The organism is Lentzea kristufekii, from assembly GCF_033949925.1.
GTDB classification, from domain to species: Bacteria; Actinomycetota; Actinomycetes; order Mycobacteriales; family Pseudonocardiaceae; genus Lentzea; species Lentzea kristufekii.
Map to the genome: position 1 here is coordinate 593,485 of NZ_JAXAVV010000001.1, position 14,271 is coordinate 607,755.

At 69.4% G+C, this 14,271-nt stretch carries 17 protein-coding genes; 1 reads left to right on the forward strand and 16 read right to left on the reverse strand.

Annotation, left to right across the window (positions count from 1 at the left end; translation table 11 throughout):
* Positions 1-969 precede the first annotated feature (969 nt).
* The 14 genes from SK571_RS02920 to SK571_RS02985 form a co-directional block, all read right to left on the reverse strand.
* The gene (locus SK571_RS02920; protein WP_319982437.1) at positions 970-2,490 is read right to left on the reverse strand and encodes a YifB family Mg chelatase-like AAA ATPase; all 1,521 of its coding nucleotides are present in this window, start codon (positions 2,488-2,490) and stop codon (positions 970-972) included.
* Between the two features lies 1 nt (position 2,491).
* On the reverse strand, positions 2,492-2,863 hold the full coding sequence (locus SK571_RS02925) for a YraN family protein (protein WP_319982438.1): 372 nt from the start codon (positions 2,861-2,863) through the stop codon (positions 2,492-2,494).
* 254 nt (positions 2,864-3,117) lie between these two features.
* Positions 3,118-3,441 carry a DUF2469 domain-containing protein gene (locus tag SK571_RS02930; protein WP_030479657.1) on the reverse strand — a complete coding sequence of 108 codons (324 nt, stop codon included), beginning with the start codon at positions 3,439-3,441 and terminating at the stop codon, positions 3,118-3,120.
* Entirely contained in the window at positions 3,441-4,232 is a 792-nt protein-coding gene (locus tag SK571_RS02935) for a ribonuclease HII (protein WP_319982439.1), read from the reverse strand. The genes SK571_RS02930 and SK571_RS02935 overlap by 1 nt, the downstream gene beginning before the upstream one ends.
* Positions 4,229-5,092 carry a signal peptidase I gene (gene lepB / locus SK571_RS02940; protein ID WP_319982440.1) on the reverse strand — a complete coding sequence of 288 codons (864 nt, stop codon included), beginning with the start codon at positions 5,090-5,092 and terminating at the stop codon, positions 4,229-4,231. Before lepB (SK571_RS02940) ends, SK571_RS02935 begins: the two co-directional genes overlap by 4 nt.
* Positions 5,093-5,096: 4 nt before the next feature.
* Positions 5,097-5,837, reverse strand: a complete 741-nt coding sequence (gene lepB, locus SK571_RS02945) for a signal peptidase I (RefSeq protein ID WP_406601927.1) — start codon at positions 5,835-5,837, stop codon at positions 5,097-5,099.
* 3 nt (positions 5,838-5,840) lie between these two features.
* A complete protein-coding gene (gene rplS / locus SK571_RS02950; protein WP_090013775.1) occupies positions 5,841-6,200 on the reverse strand; it encodes a 50S ribosomal protein L19 in 360 nt (119 codons plus the stop codon).
* Between the two features lie 152 nt (positions 6,201-6,352).
* Positions 6,353-7,099: a tRNA (guanosine(37)-N1)-methyltransferase TrmD gene (trmD, locus tag SK571_RS02955; RefSeq protein WP_319982441.1), complete on the reverse strand. Its 747-nt coding sequence runs from the start codon at positions 7,097-7,099 to the stop codon at positions 6,353-6,355.
* On the reverse strand, positions 7,089-7,604 hold the full coding sequence (gene rimM, locus SK571_RS02960) for a ribosome maturation factor RimM (protein WP_319982442.1): 516 nt from the start codon (positions 7,602-7,604) through the stop codon (positions 7,089-7,091). The genes trmD and rimM overlap by 11 nt, the downstream gene beginning before the upstream one ends.
* A gap of 19 nt (positions 7,605-7,623) precedes the next feature.
* Positions 7,624-7,863: an RNA-binding protein gene (locus SK571_RS02965; protein ID WP_030479664.1), complete on the reverse strand. Its 240-nt coding sequence runs from the start codon at positions 7,861-7,863 to the stop codon at positions 7,624-7,626.
* Positions 7,860-8,303 (reverse strand): 30S ribosomal protein S16, encoded by a 444-nt coding sequence (rpsP, locus tag SK571_RS02970; RefSeq protein WP_319982443.1) that lies wholly within the window; start codon positions 8,301-8,303, stop codon positions 7,860-7,862. The genes SK571_RS02965 and rpsP overlap by 4 nt, the downstream gene beginning before the upstream one ends.
* Before the next feature lie 123 nt (positions 8,304-8,426).
* Complete coding sequence (locus SK571_RS02975; RefSeq protein ID WP_319982444.1) at positions 8,427-9,158, reverse strand: LamB/YcsF family protein; 732 nt, start codon at positions 9,156-9,158, stop codon at positions 8,427-8,429.
* Complete coding sequence (locus tag SK571_RS02980) at positions 9,158-9,934, reverse strand: type II CAAX endopeptidase family protein (protein ID WP_319982445.1); 777 nt, start codon at positions 9,932-9,934, stop codon at positions 9,158-9,160. Before SK571_RS02980 ends, SK571_RS02975 begins: the two co-directional genes overlap by 1 nt.
* A gap of 250 nt (positions 9,935-10,184) precedes the next feature.
* On the reverse strand, positions 10,185-11,060 hold the full coding sequence (locus SK571_RS02985; RefSeq protein WP_319982446.1) for an RNA polymerase sigma-70 factor: 876 nt from the start codon (positions 11,058-11,060) through the stop codon (positions 10,185-10,187).
* A gap of 114 nt (positions 11,061-11,174) precedes the next feature.
* On the opposite strand from SK571_RS02985, the gene SK571_RS02990 reads away from it, so the two are divergent.
* Positions 11,175-11,651: a carboxymuconolactone decarboxylase family protein gene (locus tag SK571_RS02990; protein WP_090066755.1), complete on the forward strand. Its 477-nt coding sequence runs from the start codon at positions 11,175-11,177 to the stop codon at positions 11,649-11,651.
* On the opposite strand, the gene SK571_RS02995 is transcribed toward SK571_RS02990, so the two are convergent.
* A complete protein-coding gene (locus tag SK571_RS02995; RefSeq protein ID WP_319982447.1) occupies positions 11,648-12,703 on the reverse strand; it encodes an amidohydrolase family protein in 1,056 nt (351 codons plus the stop codon). The genes SK571_RS02990 and SK571_RS02995 overlap by 4 nt on opposite strands.
* Positions 12,704-12,705: 2 nt before the next feature.
* The gene (gene ffh / locus SK571_RS03000; RefSeq protein WP_319982448.1) at positions 12,706-14,268 is read right to left on the reverse strand and encodes a signal recognition particle protein; all 1,563 of its coding nucleotides are present in this window, start codon (positions 14,266-14,268) and stop codon (positions 12,706-12,708) included.
* Positions 14,269-14,271 lie beyond the last annotated feature (3 nt).

Here is a 14,271-nt window from a genome sequence, read left to right on the forward strand (position 1 = left end):
GTGGGTTCGGGCGCCTGGGTTGGGACAGGCGCCCGAACGTTTCGGTGAGGTGGGTGCCGGGCGTGGAGCGGGAGTGGGGCTCCGCGCCCGGCGGCATTGAGGGCAGACCGAGCTCGGGTGGCTCACGCCGGCGGGGCGGCCTGGGATGGAGAGAGCGGAAGCGCGGCAGGTCTGAGATGACGGGAATGGAGACGCTGGGTGGAGACGGCGGCGGGGTGGAGACGGCGCCGCTGGGGTGGGAGACCGCGGGGTCGAAGCGGAGCGGGGGTCGAAGCGGCAGAGAGGTGAGAGAGGCGGGGGTGAAGACGGCGACGAGAACGGAGACGCAGGTAGTGGGGACGGCTGGGGCGCGGCAGGTCAGGTGAGCGGGCAGGTCAGGTGAGCGGGCGCCCGCAGGGGGCGAGCGCCCGCTCGGCTGGGGCCGGTCGCGGAGTCGGGGCGTTGAAGCTCCGCGACCGGCGTATTGGGGTGGGGAGCTGAGCTCCGCGTCTTGTGCTGGTGTGCGGCTGCAAGGACCTCTGGGGTCCGGAGCTGTGGGGTGAGACTTGGGTTTGGGGCCGGGTTTTGGGCCTGGCGTTTGGGCTTCGGAGGCCAAGCGCTCCAGGCAGCAGAGCCGGGGAGCGAGGGCTGCCGGGCGCTGGAGGGCAGAGCTTTCGAGGAAGGCTTGCAGGACGCGGGCTGAGGGGTTCTGGAAGTCAAGGAGCTGTTCGGGAAGGGCCTCGGCCTTGGCTGGCCGGAGACCGGGGCCAGACCGCGCTGGGCCCAGGGCTGGGACCGGGGCCGGGGCTGGGGCCGGGGCTGGGGCGGGGGCCGGGGCGGGGGCCGGGGCGGGGGTTGGGCCTGGGACCGGGGCTGCGGCCGGGACTGGGGCCGGGACAAGGGCTGGGGCCGGGACTGGGGCTGGGGCCGGGGCTGGATCGGGGTTGGGGCTGCGGCCGGGACCGGCACCGGGGTTGGGGCTGGGCCGGGTTAGGGGGCTCGGCGTTCTCGGAAGTGGAGGGCTGCGGCTACGTGGTCCTGGGTTGGGCGGTCGGCCTCTGCCAGGTCGGCGAGGGTCCAGGCGACGCGTAGGCAGCGGTCGGCTCCTCGGCCCGTCAGAGCCCCTAGGGCCAGGGCTCGGTCCAGGAGGGCCGTTGTTGGCCTCGGGAGTGCGAACTCTTTTCGCAGGGCTGGGCCTGGTACCAGGGCGTTTGCCGACCAGGTGTGGCCGTGGGCCGACCAGCGGGTGGCGGCCCTTGTTCTGGCTTTCAGGACTCTGGCTCTTACCACCGCTGTTGGTTCTGGTGGGGTGGCGTCTGCGTTCGCCATGGCCGTTGTCGCCCTCATCCGGACCCTCAGGTCCACGCGGTCGAGCAGTGGGCCGGAGAGGCGGGACTGGTAGCGGCGGCGGACTGTCGAGGTGCAGATGCAGTCCGTTTCCTTCGGTGGGGCGCAGGGGCACGGGTTGGTGGCGAGGATCAGCTGGAAGCGGGCCGGGTAGCGGGCTATGCCGTCTCGGCGGGGGATGCGGACCTCGCCCTCTTCCAGTGCGGTGCGGAGGGCGTCGATGGTCTTCTGGCCGAACTCGCAGGCCTCGTCCAGGAACAGGACGCCCTTGTGGGCGCGGGAGGCGGCGCCTGGCTTCGCCATGCCGCTGCCGCCGCCCATCAGGGCCGCTATCGACGTCGTGTGGTGGACGTTGACGAACGGCGGGCTGGCTACGAGGGGGTAGTCGGAGGACAGGACGCCCGCTACCGAGTGGACGGCTGTCACCGCCAGCGACTCCTCGCGCGTCAGCGGTGGGAGGAGGCCTGGGAGGCGTTCGGCCAGCATCGTCTTGCCGGTGCCCGGCGGGCCCGTCAGGAGGAGGTGGTGGGCGCCTGCCGCGGCCACCTCCAGGGCCCAGCGGGCCTCTGGCTGGCCCACGACGTCGGCCAGGTCCGGGACGGCCAGGAGCGGTGGGTCGGCCGGCTGTGGTGGCGGGTGCAGTGGTGCGGGCTCGCTGCGGAGCCACGCCAGGACCTCGGCGAGGGTCTGGGCGCCGTGGAGGTCGATGCCGTCGACCAGGGCCGCCTCCTGCAGGACGTCCACCGGGACGATCGCTGTCGTGAGGCCTGCGCGGCGGGCTGCGAGCAGGGCGGGCAACGCGCCGCGGACCGCGCGGACCCGGCCGTCCAGTGCCAGTTCGCCCAGCAGGACGGTGGTGGCCAGGCGCTCGCACGGGATCGAGCCGGCGGCGGCGAGGGTGGCGCAGGCGATGGCGAGGTCGTAGCTGCTGCCGCCCTTGGGCAGGTTCGCCGGGGACAGGCCCAGGACGATGCGCTGCTTCGGCCACTCCTCCTCGCTGTTGCGGACGGCGGCCTTCACCCGCTCCTTCGACTCGTGCAAGGACGCGTCGGGCAGCCCGAGGAGGTGCGTGCGGGGCTGGCCCACGCCCACGTCGGCCTCGATCTCGACCGCGATGCCGTCGACGCCGTGGAGGGCGACGGACCAGGCCTGCGCCAAGCCCATCTCAGGCTCCCCGCAGGTGCTGCAGGCGCGGCTCGCCGGAGGAAGGCCAGGTGACCGAGATCAGGTCGACGCGGACGTTGCACCAGCCGACGCCGTGCGACGCGAGCCAGCGCAACGCTGTGCGGCGCAGGCGGGAGAGCTTGCGTTGGTCGACGGCCTCGTCCGGGCGGCCCCAGGCCGGACCGGACCTCGTCTTGACCTCGCAGACGACCAGGCGGTCGCCCTCCACGGCCACGACGTCGAGCTCACCGTCGCGGCACGTCCAGTTCCGCGACAGGACGACCAGGCCCTGCCCCTCCAGGTACCTGCACGCCAGATCCTCGCCCTGGCGCCCCATCTCCTGCTGCCTGGTCTCGACCAGTGCCTGTGCCACCACTGCCCTCGCCTCCCTGCGGGTCGTTGGACACGACCTTGCAGGGCGGGACGGGGTGGGCGACCGGGCCGCGGGGAATCTGTGGACAACTCGGTGGCTGTGGACAAGTCAGCCGTTGTGGATCTTGAACCGACGGAATCGTCGGTGGGGTGTGCTAGGAGCGTGGCCCGAAACGCCGCCGTGAGAAATCGCGGCCGCACGGGCCCATCGCGGCACCGCGGACGGCACCGCCAACGTTTCGGGTCACTCCTCGTTCAGCTGGGGAAAGGGCCGCTTTCCGGCAGCCGGAGATCCGGCTTGTCCAGCTCCTCCACGTTCACGTCCTTGAACGTGATGACACGAACGTTCTTGACGAACCTTGCAGGGCGGTACATGTCCCACACCCATGCATCCGACATGCGCACCTCGAAGTACACCTCGCCGTCGGCGTTGCGCACCTGCACGTCCACCGAGTTGGCCAGGTAGAAACGCCGTTCGGTCTCCACGACGAACGAGAACTGGCTGACTATGTCGCGGTACTCCTTGTACAGCGACAGCTCCATCTCGGTCTCGTACTTCTCGAGATCCTCTGCACTCATTACGCCTCCGCGCGGGTCATCTGCTCCGCGCCCTCACTCGTCGCGAGCTCCCCGGCGTCAGCCGGGGTTGCATCATTCTGGACCACGGCCTGCGCGGTTGTGCCGCGCGCCACCCTGTGCGGCGCGGCGAGACCGTGCTTGGCAGCTGCCGCTGCCACATTTACATACGACCAGCGATGCTCCGCACACGGCCCGTGTTCCATCAACGCCGCCGTGTGGTCGGGTGTGCAGTAGCCCTTGTGCACGTTGAAACCGTACTCGGGATGACGATCATGCAGATCCGCCATGATCCGGTCCCGCGTGACCTTGGCCAGCACCGATGCCGCGGCTACGCACGCCGCGGCCTGGTCCCCCTTGAGCACCGCGACGCTCGGCGCGGGCATCCCCGGCACCTTGAAGCCGTCCGTCAGCACGTACCCGGGATGCGTCTCCATCTGCGCCACAGCACGCCGCATGCCCTCGATGTTCATGACGTGGATGCCGAGCCAGTCGATGTCGGCGGGCGGAACCACCACCACCGAGTGATCGAGCGCACGCTTGAGCACCAGGTCGTACATCCGATCGCGAGCCGCCGCCGTCATCAGCTTCGAGTCGGTCAGCCCTTCGAACCGCGAAGCATCACCCGGTCGAAGGACACACGCGGCGATCACCAACGGTCCTGCGCACGGCCCACGGCCCGCCTCGTCCACGCCGGCGACAGGGCCGAGGCCCCGGCGCTCCAGCGTGCTCTGCAGCGCCCAGTTCCCCGCGGAGCCCCGCACCACCGCGCGGGGCGGCATCAGCATGGTCATCGGCGGAATCGGTCTCGCACTCGACGCCCGAGCAGCAGAAGCGGCCACGCGCCGACGATACCGAGCCCCAGCGGCACGTTCTCCTGCCAGCCCGGCGCGCCCATCGAGACGACCTGCGGGTTGTGGTCGGACACCCCGCCCCACCTCGACGGAGGCAGCACGATCACGCGCGCCTTGCCGATCACGTCGTCCACCGGCACGAGCCCGTTGACACCGCCCTGGCCCTGGCAGCGCGAGTCGCACGAGTGGTTGCGGTTGTCGCCGAGCACGAACAGCATCCCGTCCGGGATCTTGAGCTCCTCGAACGACTCCTGCTCGGCCGGCGTGCCCTCGTCGAAGTGCTTGTACGGCTCGTCGAGCGGCTTGCCGTCCACCGTCACGCGGTTCTGCTCGTCGCAGCACTTCACGGTCTGGCCGCCGACGGCGATCACGCGCTTGACGAAGTCCTCCTCGTTCGCCGAGGGCAGTCCGACCAGCGAGCCGAGCCACGACAAGCCCTCCGAGACCGGGTTGCCCGGCTCGGCGGAGACGAAGTCGTTCTGCCACGACGGCGGCCCGCGGAACACGATCACGTCGCCCGGCGCCGGATCGGTGAAGCGGTAGGTGACCTTGTCGACGAGCACCCGGTCGCCGTAGCAGTCGGTGCACCCGTGCAACGTCGTCTCCATCGACTCGGACGGGATCATGTAGACGCGGCCGAGGAAGATCTGGATGCCGATCGCGAGGCCGAACGCGACCAGGATGAGGACAGGCAGTTCCTTCCAGAAGTTGCCCTTTTTCTTCTGCTTCGCGGGCTTGTCCGAAGCGTCCGAACCGGGCTCGTCGGCGGGAGGGTTCTGCTCTGGAGCGTCGTCGACCACGAGATCAGCCTAGGGGCTGGGGGTTGTGATCCGACACAACACTCCACCGATCTTTCGGGAAAACGACGTACCGGGCCTTCCCGATGACGTTCTCGACCGGCACGGTGCCCGCTACGCCCCCGCCGCCCTGTTTGCGCGAGTCGGTGGAGTTCATCCGGTTGTCCCCCATCACGAACAACCGTCCATCCGGTACGCGGATCGGCGCGAACGGCTCGTGGTCGGCGGGCGAAGTGCCGGCCTGCCAGTGCACGTACGGCTCATCGAGCGGTTTGCCGTCCACAACGACACGGTGCTGCTCGTCGCAGCACATCACCGTCTGGCCGGGCAACGCGATCACGCGCTTCACGAAGTCGCGCTCGTTCGCCGGGGCGATGCCCAGCAGCGAACCGATGTTCTGCACGAAACCCGCGACGGGGTTGGTGGACCGGGTGTTGCGGAAGTCCGTCGACGTCCACGCCTCGGGGCCGCGGAACACGACCACCTCGCCGGGCTCGATGTCGCTGAAGCCGTAGGTGAGCTTGTCGACCAGGACGCGGTCGTTCTCGCAGCCGGTGCAGCCGTGCAGCGTGTTCTCCATCGACGCCGAGGGGATCACGTAGACCCGCGCCACGAACGCCTGGATCAGCACCGTCAGCACGACGGCGGTCACGACGACGTAGAGGACTTCTCTCCAGACAGGAGTACGCCCCCGCTCCGGTTCATCCGGTGCGGAGGCGTCCTCGAAGTCTTCTGGGCTCGAAGCCACCGATCAGGAGACCGGACGGGCCTCGCGCTTCTCCTTGATCTTGGCAGCCTTGCCGCGCAGGTCGCGCAGGTAGTACAGCTTGGCGCGACGCACGTCACCGCGGGTGACGACCTCGATCTCGGCGATGTTCGGGGAGTGCAGCGGGAAGGTGCGCTCGACACCGACACCGAACGAGACCTTGCGGACGGTGAAGGTCTCGCGGATGCCGCCGTTCTGACGACGGATCACGACGCCCTGGAACACCTGGACGCGCTCGCGCGAGCCCTCGATGACGCGGACGTGAACCTTCAGCGTGTCACCGGCGCGGAAGGCCGGGATGTCAGTGCGCAGCGACTGGGCGTCAAGCGCGTCCAGGATGTTCATCGGTGGTTCCTCACGTGTTTTGAACTCCCCAGAGCATGCTCCATGGCTGTGCACGACATGATGGGGGTCGGCTTGTGTGCGCACGCCGGTATCACACCGGCTTCGGCAACTGTTCCAGTGTGCCAGACCAGGCACTCCGGAATGAAATCGGGCTAGTCCCCACACTCGCGCAGGCGCGCGAGCAGGGCTCGGTCGTGCTTGTCGAACGCGTCCGCCGGCAGCGATTCCAGCAGGTCAGGGCGCCTTTCGAAGGTTCTGACGAGTGACTGGTCACGACGCCAGCGGTTGATCAGCCTGTGGTTGCCGGAACGCAGCACGTCCGGCACCGCCAGGTCGCGCCACACCTCGGGCCGCGTGTAGCTCGGCCCTTCGAGCAGCCCGTCCTGGAACGAGTCCTCGGCGTGCGACTTCGGGTTGCCGAGCACCCCGGGCAGCAACCGCGCGACCGCTTCCACGATCGCGAGCACCGCCACCTCACCGCCGACCAGCACGTAGTCGCCGATGGACACCTCATCGACGCGGACGCGCCGTGCGGCGTCATCGACCACACGCTGGTCAATGCCCTCGTAGCGACCGCACGCGAACACGAGGTGCGACTCGTTCGCGTACTCGTGTGCGACCGCCTGCGTGAACGGACGTCCGGCCGGCGTCGGCACGATGAGACGCGTCTCGTCCGTGCACACGTCGTCCAGGGCGGGACCCCAGATGTCGGCCTTCATGACCATGCCGGGCCCACCGCCGTACGGACTGTCGTCGACAGCCTTGTGCACGTCCTGGGTCCAGTCGCGGAGGTCGTGCACGCCGACGCTGATCAGGCCCTTGTCGATCGCCTTCCCGAGCAGCGCCGCGCGCAGCGGCGCGAGGTACTCGGGAAAGATCGTGACGACGTCAATCTGCATCGAGCAGGCCCTCTGGCGGGTCGATCACGACACGGCCGCCGCGCACGTCCACGGTGGGCACGATCTCGCGCACGAACGGGATGAGCGCCTCGCCCTGGTCACGGATGACCACGAGCAGCTCGCCACCGGGACCGTGCAGGATCTCCTTGACCGTGCCGATCTTCGTGCCGTCGACGAGTTCGGCCGCGAGCCCTTCGAGCTCGTGGTCGTAGAACTCGTCCGGGTCGTCGATCGCCGGCAGGTCGTCGGTGCTGCCCAGCAGCAACGTGCCGCGCAACGACTCCGCGACGTCCCGTGTCACGACTTCCTCGAAACGCACGAGCAGCCGCCCGGCATGAGGCCGGGCGGCTGACACGGTGAGGCTTCGGGACGTGCCGTCACGCAGCTTCGCCTGGAGCGTGGCTCCTAGCGCGAACCGCATTTCGGGTGAATCAGTGCGCACGTCAACGGAAAGTTCACCGGTGATCCCGTGCGCCTTGGCCACGCGGCCGACGACGACGTCCATTTGCCCTTTGCAGCTTCGTTCAGCGGTCGGTGTCGACGACGTCGACCCGCACACCACGACCGCCGATACCGGCCATCACGGTACGCAGAGCCGTCGCGGTGCGACCGCCACGACCGATCACCTTGCCGAGGTCGTCCGGGTGGACGTGGACCTCGAGGGTGCGGCCGCGGCGGGTCGTGACGAGGTTCACCCGGACTTCGTCCGGGTGGTCGACGATGCCGCGAACGAGGTGTTCGAGGGCGTCAGCCAACAAACTCACGCCTCGTCCTTGGGCGCCTCGGCCTCAGCCTTGGGGGCGTCGTCGGCCTTCTTGGCCTTCTTCGCCTTCGGCGTGGTGGCGTCGGTCATCGGCTCCGAGTTCGCGGCGGCCAGAGCGGCGGCGAACAGGTCGGCCTTCGACGTCTTCGGCTCCTTGACCTTCAGGGTGCCCTCGGCGCCCGGCAGGCCCTTGAACTTCTGCCAGTCACCGGTGATCTCGAGGATCCGCTGGACCGACTCGGTCGGCTGCGCGCCGACACCCAGCCAGTACTGCGCACGCTCGGAGTCGACCGCGATGAACGACGGCTCGTCCTTCGGGTGGTACTTGCCGATCGTCTCGATGGCCTTGCCGTCGCGACGGGTGCGCGCGTCGGCGACCACGATGCGGTAGTACGGCTGGCGGATCTTGCCGAGACGCTGAAGCTTGATCTTGACGGCCATTGGCCTTGTACTCCTCGAACTCTGTGTTGGTGGTTCGCACAGCCGTGGCCCGGGCAGAGGGGCCGACCACGACGGACAGCGGGCAATTGTGCCAGATGGGGACCGGCGGATCCGAATCGGGTCCTACGCGAACGGTGTCACGGTGCCGAGCGCTTCCCGAACCGCACGCGCGTGCGCGACCGCTCCTGGCGTGTCGCCGTGCACGCACAACGACTCCGCCTGCGTCTTGATGACGGTGCCGTCGACCGCGACGAGTTCGCCCTCGAGCAGCCGGGTGGCCCGTTCGACGATCTGCGCGGTGCCGGTGAGCAGTGCGTCCGGCCGGCTGCGCGGGACCAGCGTGCCCTCCGGCGTGTAGCCGCGGTCGGCGAACGCCTCCTGGACGGGCCTCAAGCCCGCTCGCGAGGCCTTCTCCAGCAACTGGGAGCCGGGCAGGCCGAGGATCGGCAGGTCCTTGAACGCCTTGGTGCCGTTCACGACCGCCTCGGCCTGCTTCTCGTGCTGCACCGTGGCGTTGTAGAGCGCGCCGTGCGGCTTCACGTACACGACCTCGGTGCCTGCTGCTCGTGCGCACGCATCGAGCGCACCGATCTGGTAGAGCACCTCGTCCGCGAGCTCGATCGGGTCGGCGTCGATGAACCGCCGGCCGAACCCGGCCAGGTCGCGGTAGCTCACCTGGGCGCCGATCTTCACGCCGTTCTTCGCGGCTTCCTCGCAGACCTTGCGCATCGTGGACGGATCACCGGCGTGGAAGCCGCACGCGACGTTCGCGCTGGTGATGACGCCCAGCAGCGCGGTGTCGTCGCCGAGCTTCCAGATGCCGAAGCCCTCGCCGAGGTCGCTGTTCAGGTCCATCAGATGACACCGACCGACAGGAGCAGGAGGGACAGTCCGGGCAGGAAGTTGTTCAGCACGTGCGCCACCATGCTCGCCCCGAGGCTGCGGGTGATCAGGCGGGCGACGCCGATGGGGATGGCGATCACGAGGAGCAGCCAGGTGCGCTGCGGTTCGAGGTGGCTGAGCGCGAAGATCACCGTGGTCAGCACGAACGCGGCCCACCTGCTCCAGCCCTGCCGCTCGACCGCGCCCCAGAGCAGCCCGCGGAAGATGATCTCCTCGCAGATCGGGCCGATGAAGCTCATGTAGAGGAACATCGTGATGGCGGCGGCGAGCGGCAGGTTCGCGTTGCTGAAGAGCTCGCCGATGGCGCTCGTGGCGTTGTCCTTGCCGACGATCTTCGCCCACACGGTCGCGGCGACGTAGGTGAACACCAGGCCGATGACGCCGATCTTGAGACCGAAGACGACGTCCGCCTTGGTCAGGCTCAGCCGCAGGTCGATGACGGGACCGTTGCCGCGCACGTACGTGATCAGGATGGCCACCGCGGCCGCGAGCATGATCGGCACCAGCGAGCCGACCAGCACGAGCGAGGTCGAGGTCTCCAGCGTCGCGCCGAAGCTCGCGCCCACGGCCGTGATGAACACGGCGCTCAGGATGAAAACCGCTTCCACCAGCAGGAACGCGCCGAATCCCCAACGCTGGCCGACCCGCTCGGGCTCCGGGTTGCGGCTGATGTCCCGCACGCTCTCGATGAAGCCGCGCTTCGGCTTCAGGGATTCCGGCTCACTCACGCTCTGCAATTTAGTCACACCGCGGCTACCAGCGGTGGAACAGCAGGCAATGCCACCCTCATGATCAGCCCACCTCGCGATCGACGCCGGCCCAGAAGCCGAGGCTACTGTGCGGCACCGACGGAAACCCGGTCGAGCGCGTGGTCAAAAAATGGTCAGATCGGGTCCCCGCCGGGTGTCCTACTCCTGGTGGTTGGATCGGCGCACGAACGCTGCGACTAAACCCCGCGCGGCTGACCTGACCCGCCGATCACCGGCGCAGGGTCGTCTCCTCGGTCATGTGCGAGAGCTTGGCCGGGTTGCGCACCGCGTACAGGCCGCTGATCAGCCCGTCCTCCACCCGCACCGCGAGCACCGTGTCGAGTTCGCCGCCGAACCGCACGATCAACGCCGGGTAGCCGTTGACCTGGGCCGGCTCCATCGTCCAGCCGGTCACCTTCAGCATGCCGCCGAGCAGCATGCGCGCGACCTTCGAGGAGCCCACGACGGGACGCGGGACGGCCTGCTTCACGCCGCCGCCGTCGCCGAGGAACACGACGTCCGGCGCGAGGAGGTCGAGCAGGGCCTGGAGGTCTCCCGTCTCGGTGGCGCGCCGGAACGCGGCCAGGGCCTCGCGGGACGCCGCCTGCGTCACGACCTCGCGCGGGCGGCGGGCGGCGACGTGGGAACGGGCGCGGTGGGCGATCTGGCGGACCGCGGCCGGGTTCTTGTCGAGCGCCGTCGCGATCTCGTCGTAGTCCACGTCGAAGACCTCGCGCAGGACGAAGACCGCCCGTTCGGTCGGGGTGAGGGTTTCGAGGACCAGCATCATCGCCATCGAGACGCTGTCGGCGAGTTCGACGTCCTCGGCGACGTCCGGGGTGGTGAGCAACGGCTCCGGGAGCCAGGAACCCACGTAGGACTCCTTGCGGCGGCCCAGGGTGCGCAGGCGGCCGAGGGCCTGGCGGGTGACGATCCGGACCAGGTACGCGCGGTGGTTCTCGACGGTGCCGTGGTCGACGCCCGCCCACCGCAGCCACGTCTCCTGCAGCACGTCCTCCGCGTCGGCGGCGGACCCGAGCATCTCGTAGGCGATCGTGAAGAGCAGGTTGCGGTGGCTGACGAACGCGTCGGTGGCGGCATCCATGGTCACAAGACACCAGCCCGCCGGACTTTGTGACAGTGGGCTGGATCACAGTCACACGGAGCGAGTGGTCGGCATCTCGTGGTCGTCAAGCAAGTCCACGAGGGAGGAAAGATCATGGAACCGCGCTTCAACCTCTTCGGCACCGAGACCGGCAGCAAGATCGCGAAGCGGTTCGCGGGCCTCGGGCAGGCCGTGCACCAGACGTCGCTGCCCGCCACCACCGCGGAACTGGTCAGCCTGCGGGCGAGCCAGCTGAACGGCTGCGGCTTCTGCCTCGACATGCACGTCAAGGAGGCCATCGCGGCCGGCGAGGACCCGCTGCGGCTGCACCTGGTGGCCGGCTGGCGCGAGACCACGGTGTTCACCGAGGCCGAGCAGGCCGCGCTGGCGTTCACCGAGGAGGGCACCGTGCTCACCCGGGAGGGCGTGAGCGACGAGACCTGGGACAACGTGCGCAAGCACTTCGACGACGAGCAGGTCGCGGCGCTGGTCTGCCTGCTCGGGCTGATCAACGCCGCCAACCGGATGGCCGTCATCACGCGCCAGAAGGGCGGCTCGTACCAGGTGGGCGCGCTGGCCCAGCACGCCTAGTGGATGCGGCCCCGGAGCATGACCATGCGCGGCGACCGGAGGGTCTCCAGGTTCTCCCGCGGGTCCTCGTCGTAGACGACGATGTCCGCGGCCGCGCCCTCGGTCAGCGACGGGAAGCCGAGCCACTCGCGGGCACCCCACGACGCGGCGCCGATGGCGTCCACAGCGCTCATCCCCACGCCGTGCAGCGCGACGATCTCGTCGACGATGCGGCCGTGCCGGATGCCACCGCCCGCGTCGGTGCCCGCGTAGACCGGGACGCCCGCCTCGATCGCGGACGCCACCGTGGTGGAGACGCGGGCGTGCAGGTCACGCATGTGGTTCGCGTACTTCGGGTACTTGCCGGCCTTCTCCGCGATGCCGGGGAACGTCTCGATGTTGATCAGCGTGGGCACCAGCGCGGTGCCGCGCGCGGCCATCAGCGAGATCGTGTCGTCGGTCAGGCCGGTGCCGTGCTCGATGCAGTCGATGCCCGCGTTGATCAGGCCCGGCAGCGCGTCCTCGCCGAAGACGTGGGCCGTGACCTTCGCACCGGCGTCGTGGGCGACCTTGATGGCCTGGGCCAGCTCGTCGTCCGTCCACAGTGGAGCGAGGTCGCCCTCGCCGCGGTCGATCCAGTCGCCGACGAGCTTGACCCAGCCGTCGCCGTACGCGGCCTGCTCGGCGACCGCCGTCGCCAGGTCGGACTCGACCTCCACGCTGATGTGCGGGATGTAGCGCTTCGGCCGGGAGATGTGCTTGCCCGCGCGGATGATCCGCGGCAGGTCCAGGCGCTCCTGCAACGGCGTCGTGTCGATCGGTGAGCCGCAGTCGCGGATCAGCAACGTGCCCGCGTCGCGGTCGGTGATCGCCTGCTCGACGGCCTCGGGCAGCTCGACACCGCCCTGCGGGCCCAGGCCGACGTGGCAGTGCGCGTCGACCAGGCCCGGCACGAGGAACCCGCCGTCGACGACGGTCTGCGCGCCCGGCACCGGCCGGGTGCGGACCCGGCCGTTGACGACCCACAGGTCTCGCGGCTCTCCGTCCGGCAGGACGACACCGCGCAGGTGCATGGTCACTTCTTCTTGTCGTCCCCGTCGAACTTGAACTTCGACGGGTCGAAGCCGGGAGGAAGCTCGTTCAGGCCGCCCAGGTTCGGCAGGCCGCCGGGCGGCATGCCGGGGATCCCGCCGGGAGGCATGCCGGGCATGCCACCGGGGAACATCCCGGGCGGGAAGCCGCCCTTGACCTTGGGAGGCGTCGGGCCGCGTCCGCCCTTGCCCTTCTTCCCCTTCTTGCCCTTGCGGGTCTTGCTGCCGCCACCGCCGCCGAAGCCCATCCGGCCGGCCATCGACGCCATCATCTTGCGGGCCTCGAAGAAGCGGTTGACCAGGTCGTTGACGTCGCTGACCTTGACGCCGGAGCCGTTCGCGATGCGCAGCCGGCGGGACCCGTTGATGATCTTGGGGTCGTCGCGCTCGGCCGGGGTCATGCCGCGGATGATCGCCTGGATGCGGTCGAGGTGCTTCTCGTCCAGCATGCCGAGCTGGTCCTTCATCTGCCCGGCGCCGGGCAGCATGCCGAGCAGGTTCGCGATCGGGCCCATCTTGCGGATCGCGAGCATCTGCTCGAGGAAGTCCTCCAGCGTCAACTGGCCGGAGTGCAGCTTCGCCGCGGCCTTCTCGGCCTGGTCCTGGTCGAAGTGCTGCTCGGCCTGCTCGATCAGGGTGAGGACGTCACCCATGCCGAGGATGCGCGACGCCATCCGGTCCGGGTGGAAGACGTCGAAGTCCTCGAGCTTCTCACCGTTGGACGCGAAGAGGATCGGCTGGCCGGTGACCTCGCGGACCGACAGCGCGGCACCACCGCGGGCGTCGCCGTCGAGCTTGGTGAGCACGACACCGGTGAAACCGACGCCGTCGCGGAACGCCGTGGCGGTGTTGATCGCGTCCTGACCGACCATCGCGTCGACCACGAACAGGATCTCGTCCGGGTTCACCGCGGCCCGGATGTCGATGGCCTGCTGCATCATCTCTTCGTCGACACCGAGCCGGCCGGCCGTGTCGACGAGGACGATGTCGTGCTGCTTGGCCTTGGCCTCCTCGATGCCGCGGCGCGAGACCTCGACGGGGTTGCCCACGCCGTTGCCGGGCTCGGGAGCGAAGACGGGCACGCCCGCGCGCTCACCGACGACCTGGAGCTGCGTCACCGCGTTCGGGCGCTGCAGGTCGGCGGCGACGAGCAGCGGCGTGTGGCCCTGGCCCTTGAGCCACTTGGCCAGCTTGCCCGCGAGCGTCGTCTTACCGGCACCCTGCAGACCCGCCAGCATGATCACCGAGGGCGGGTTCTTGGCGAGGTTCAGCCTGCGGGTCTCGCCACCGAGGACGTTGACGAGCTCCTCGTTGACGATCTTCACGACCTGCTGCGCCGGGTTCAGCGCCTGGTGGACCTCGGCGCCCTTGGCGCGCTCCTTCACCTTCGCGATGAAGTTGCGCACAACGGGCAGCGCGACGTCGGCCTCGAGCAGGGCGACCCTGATCTCGCGGGCGGTCGCGTCGATGTCGGCGTCGCTGAGCCGGCCCTTGCCGCGAAGGCCCTGGAGAACCGTGGTCAGCCGGTCGGAAAGCGTGGAGAACACGTC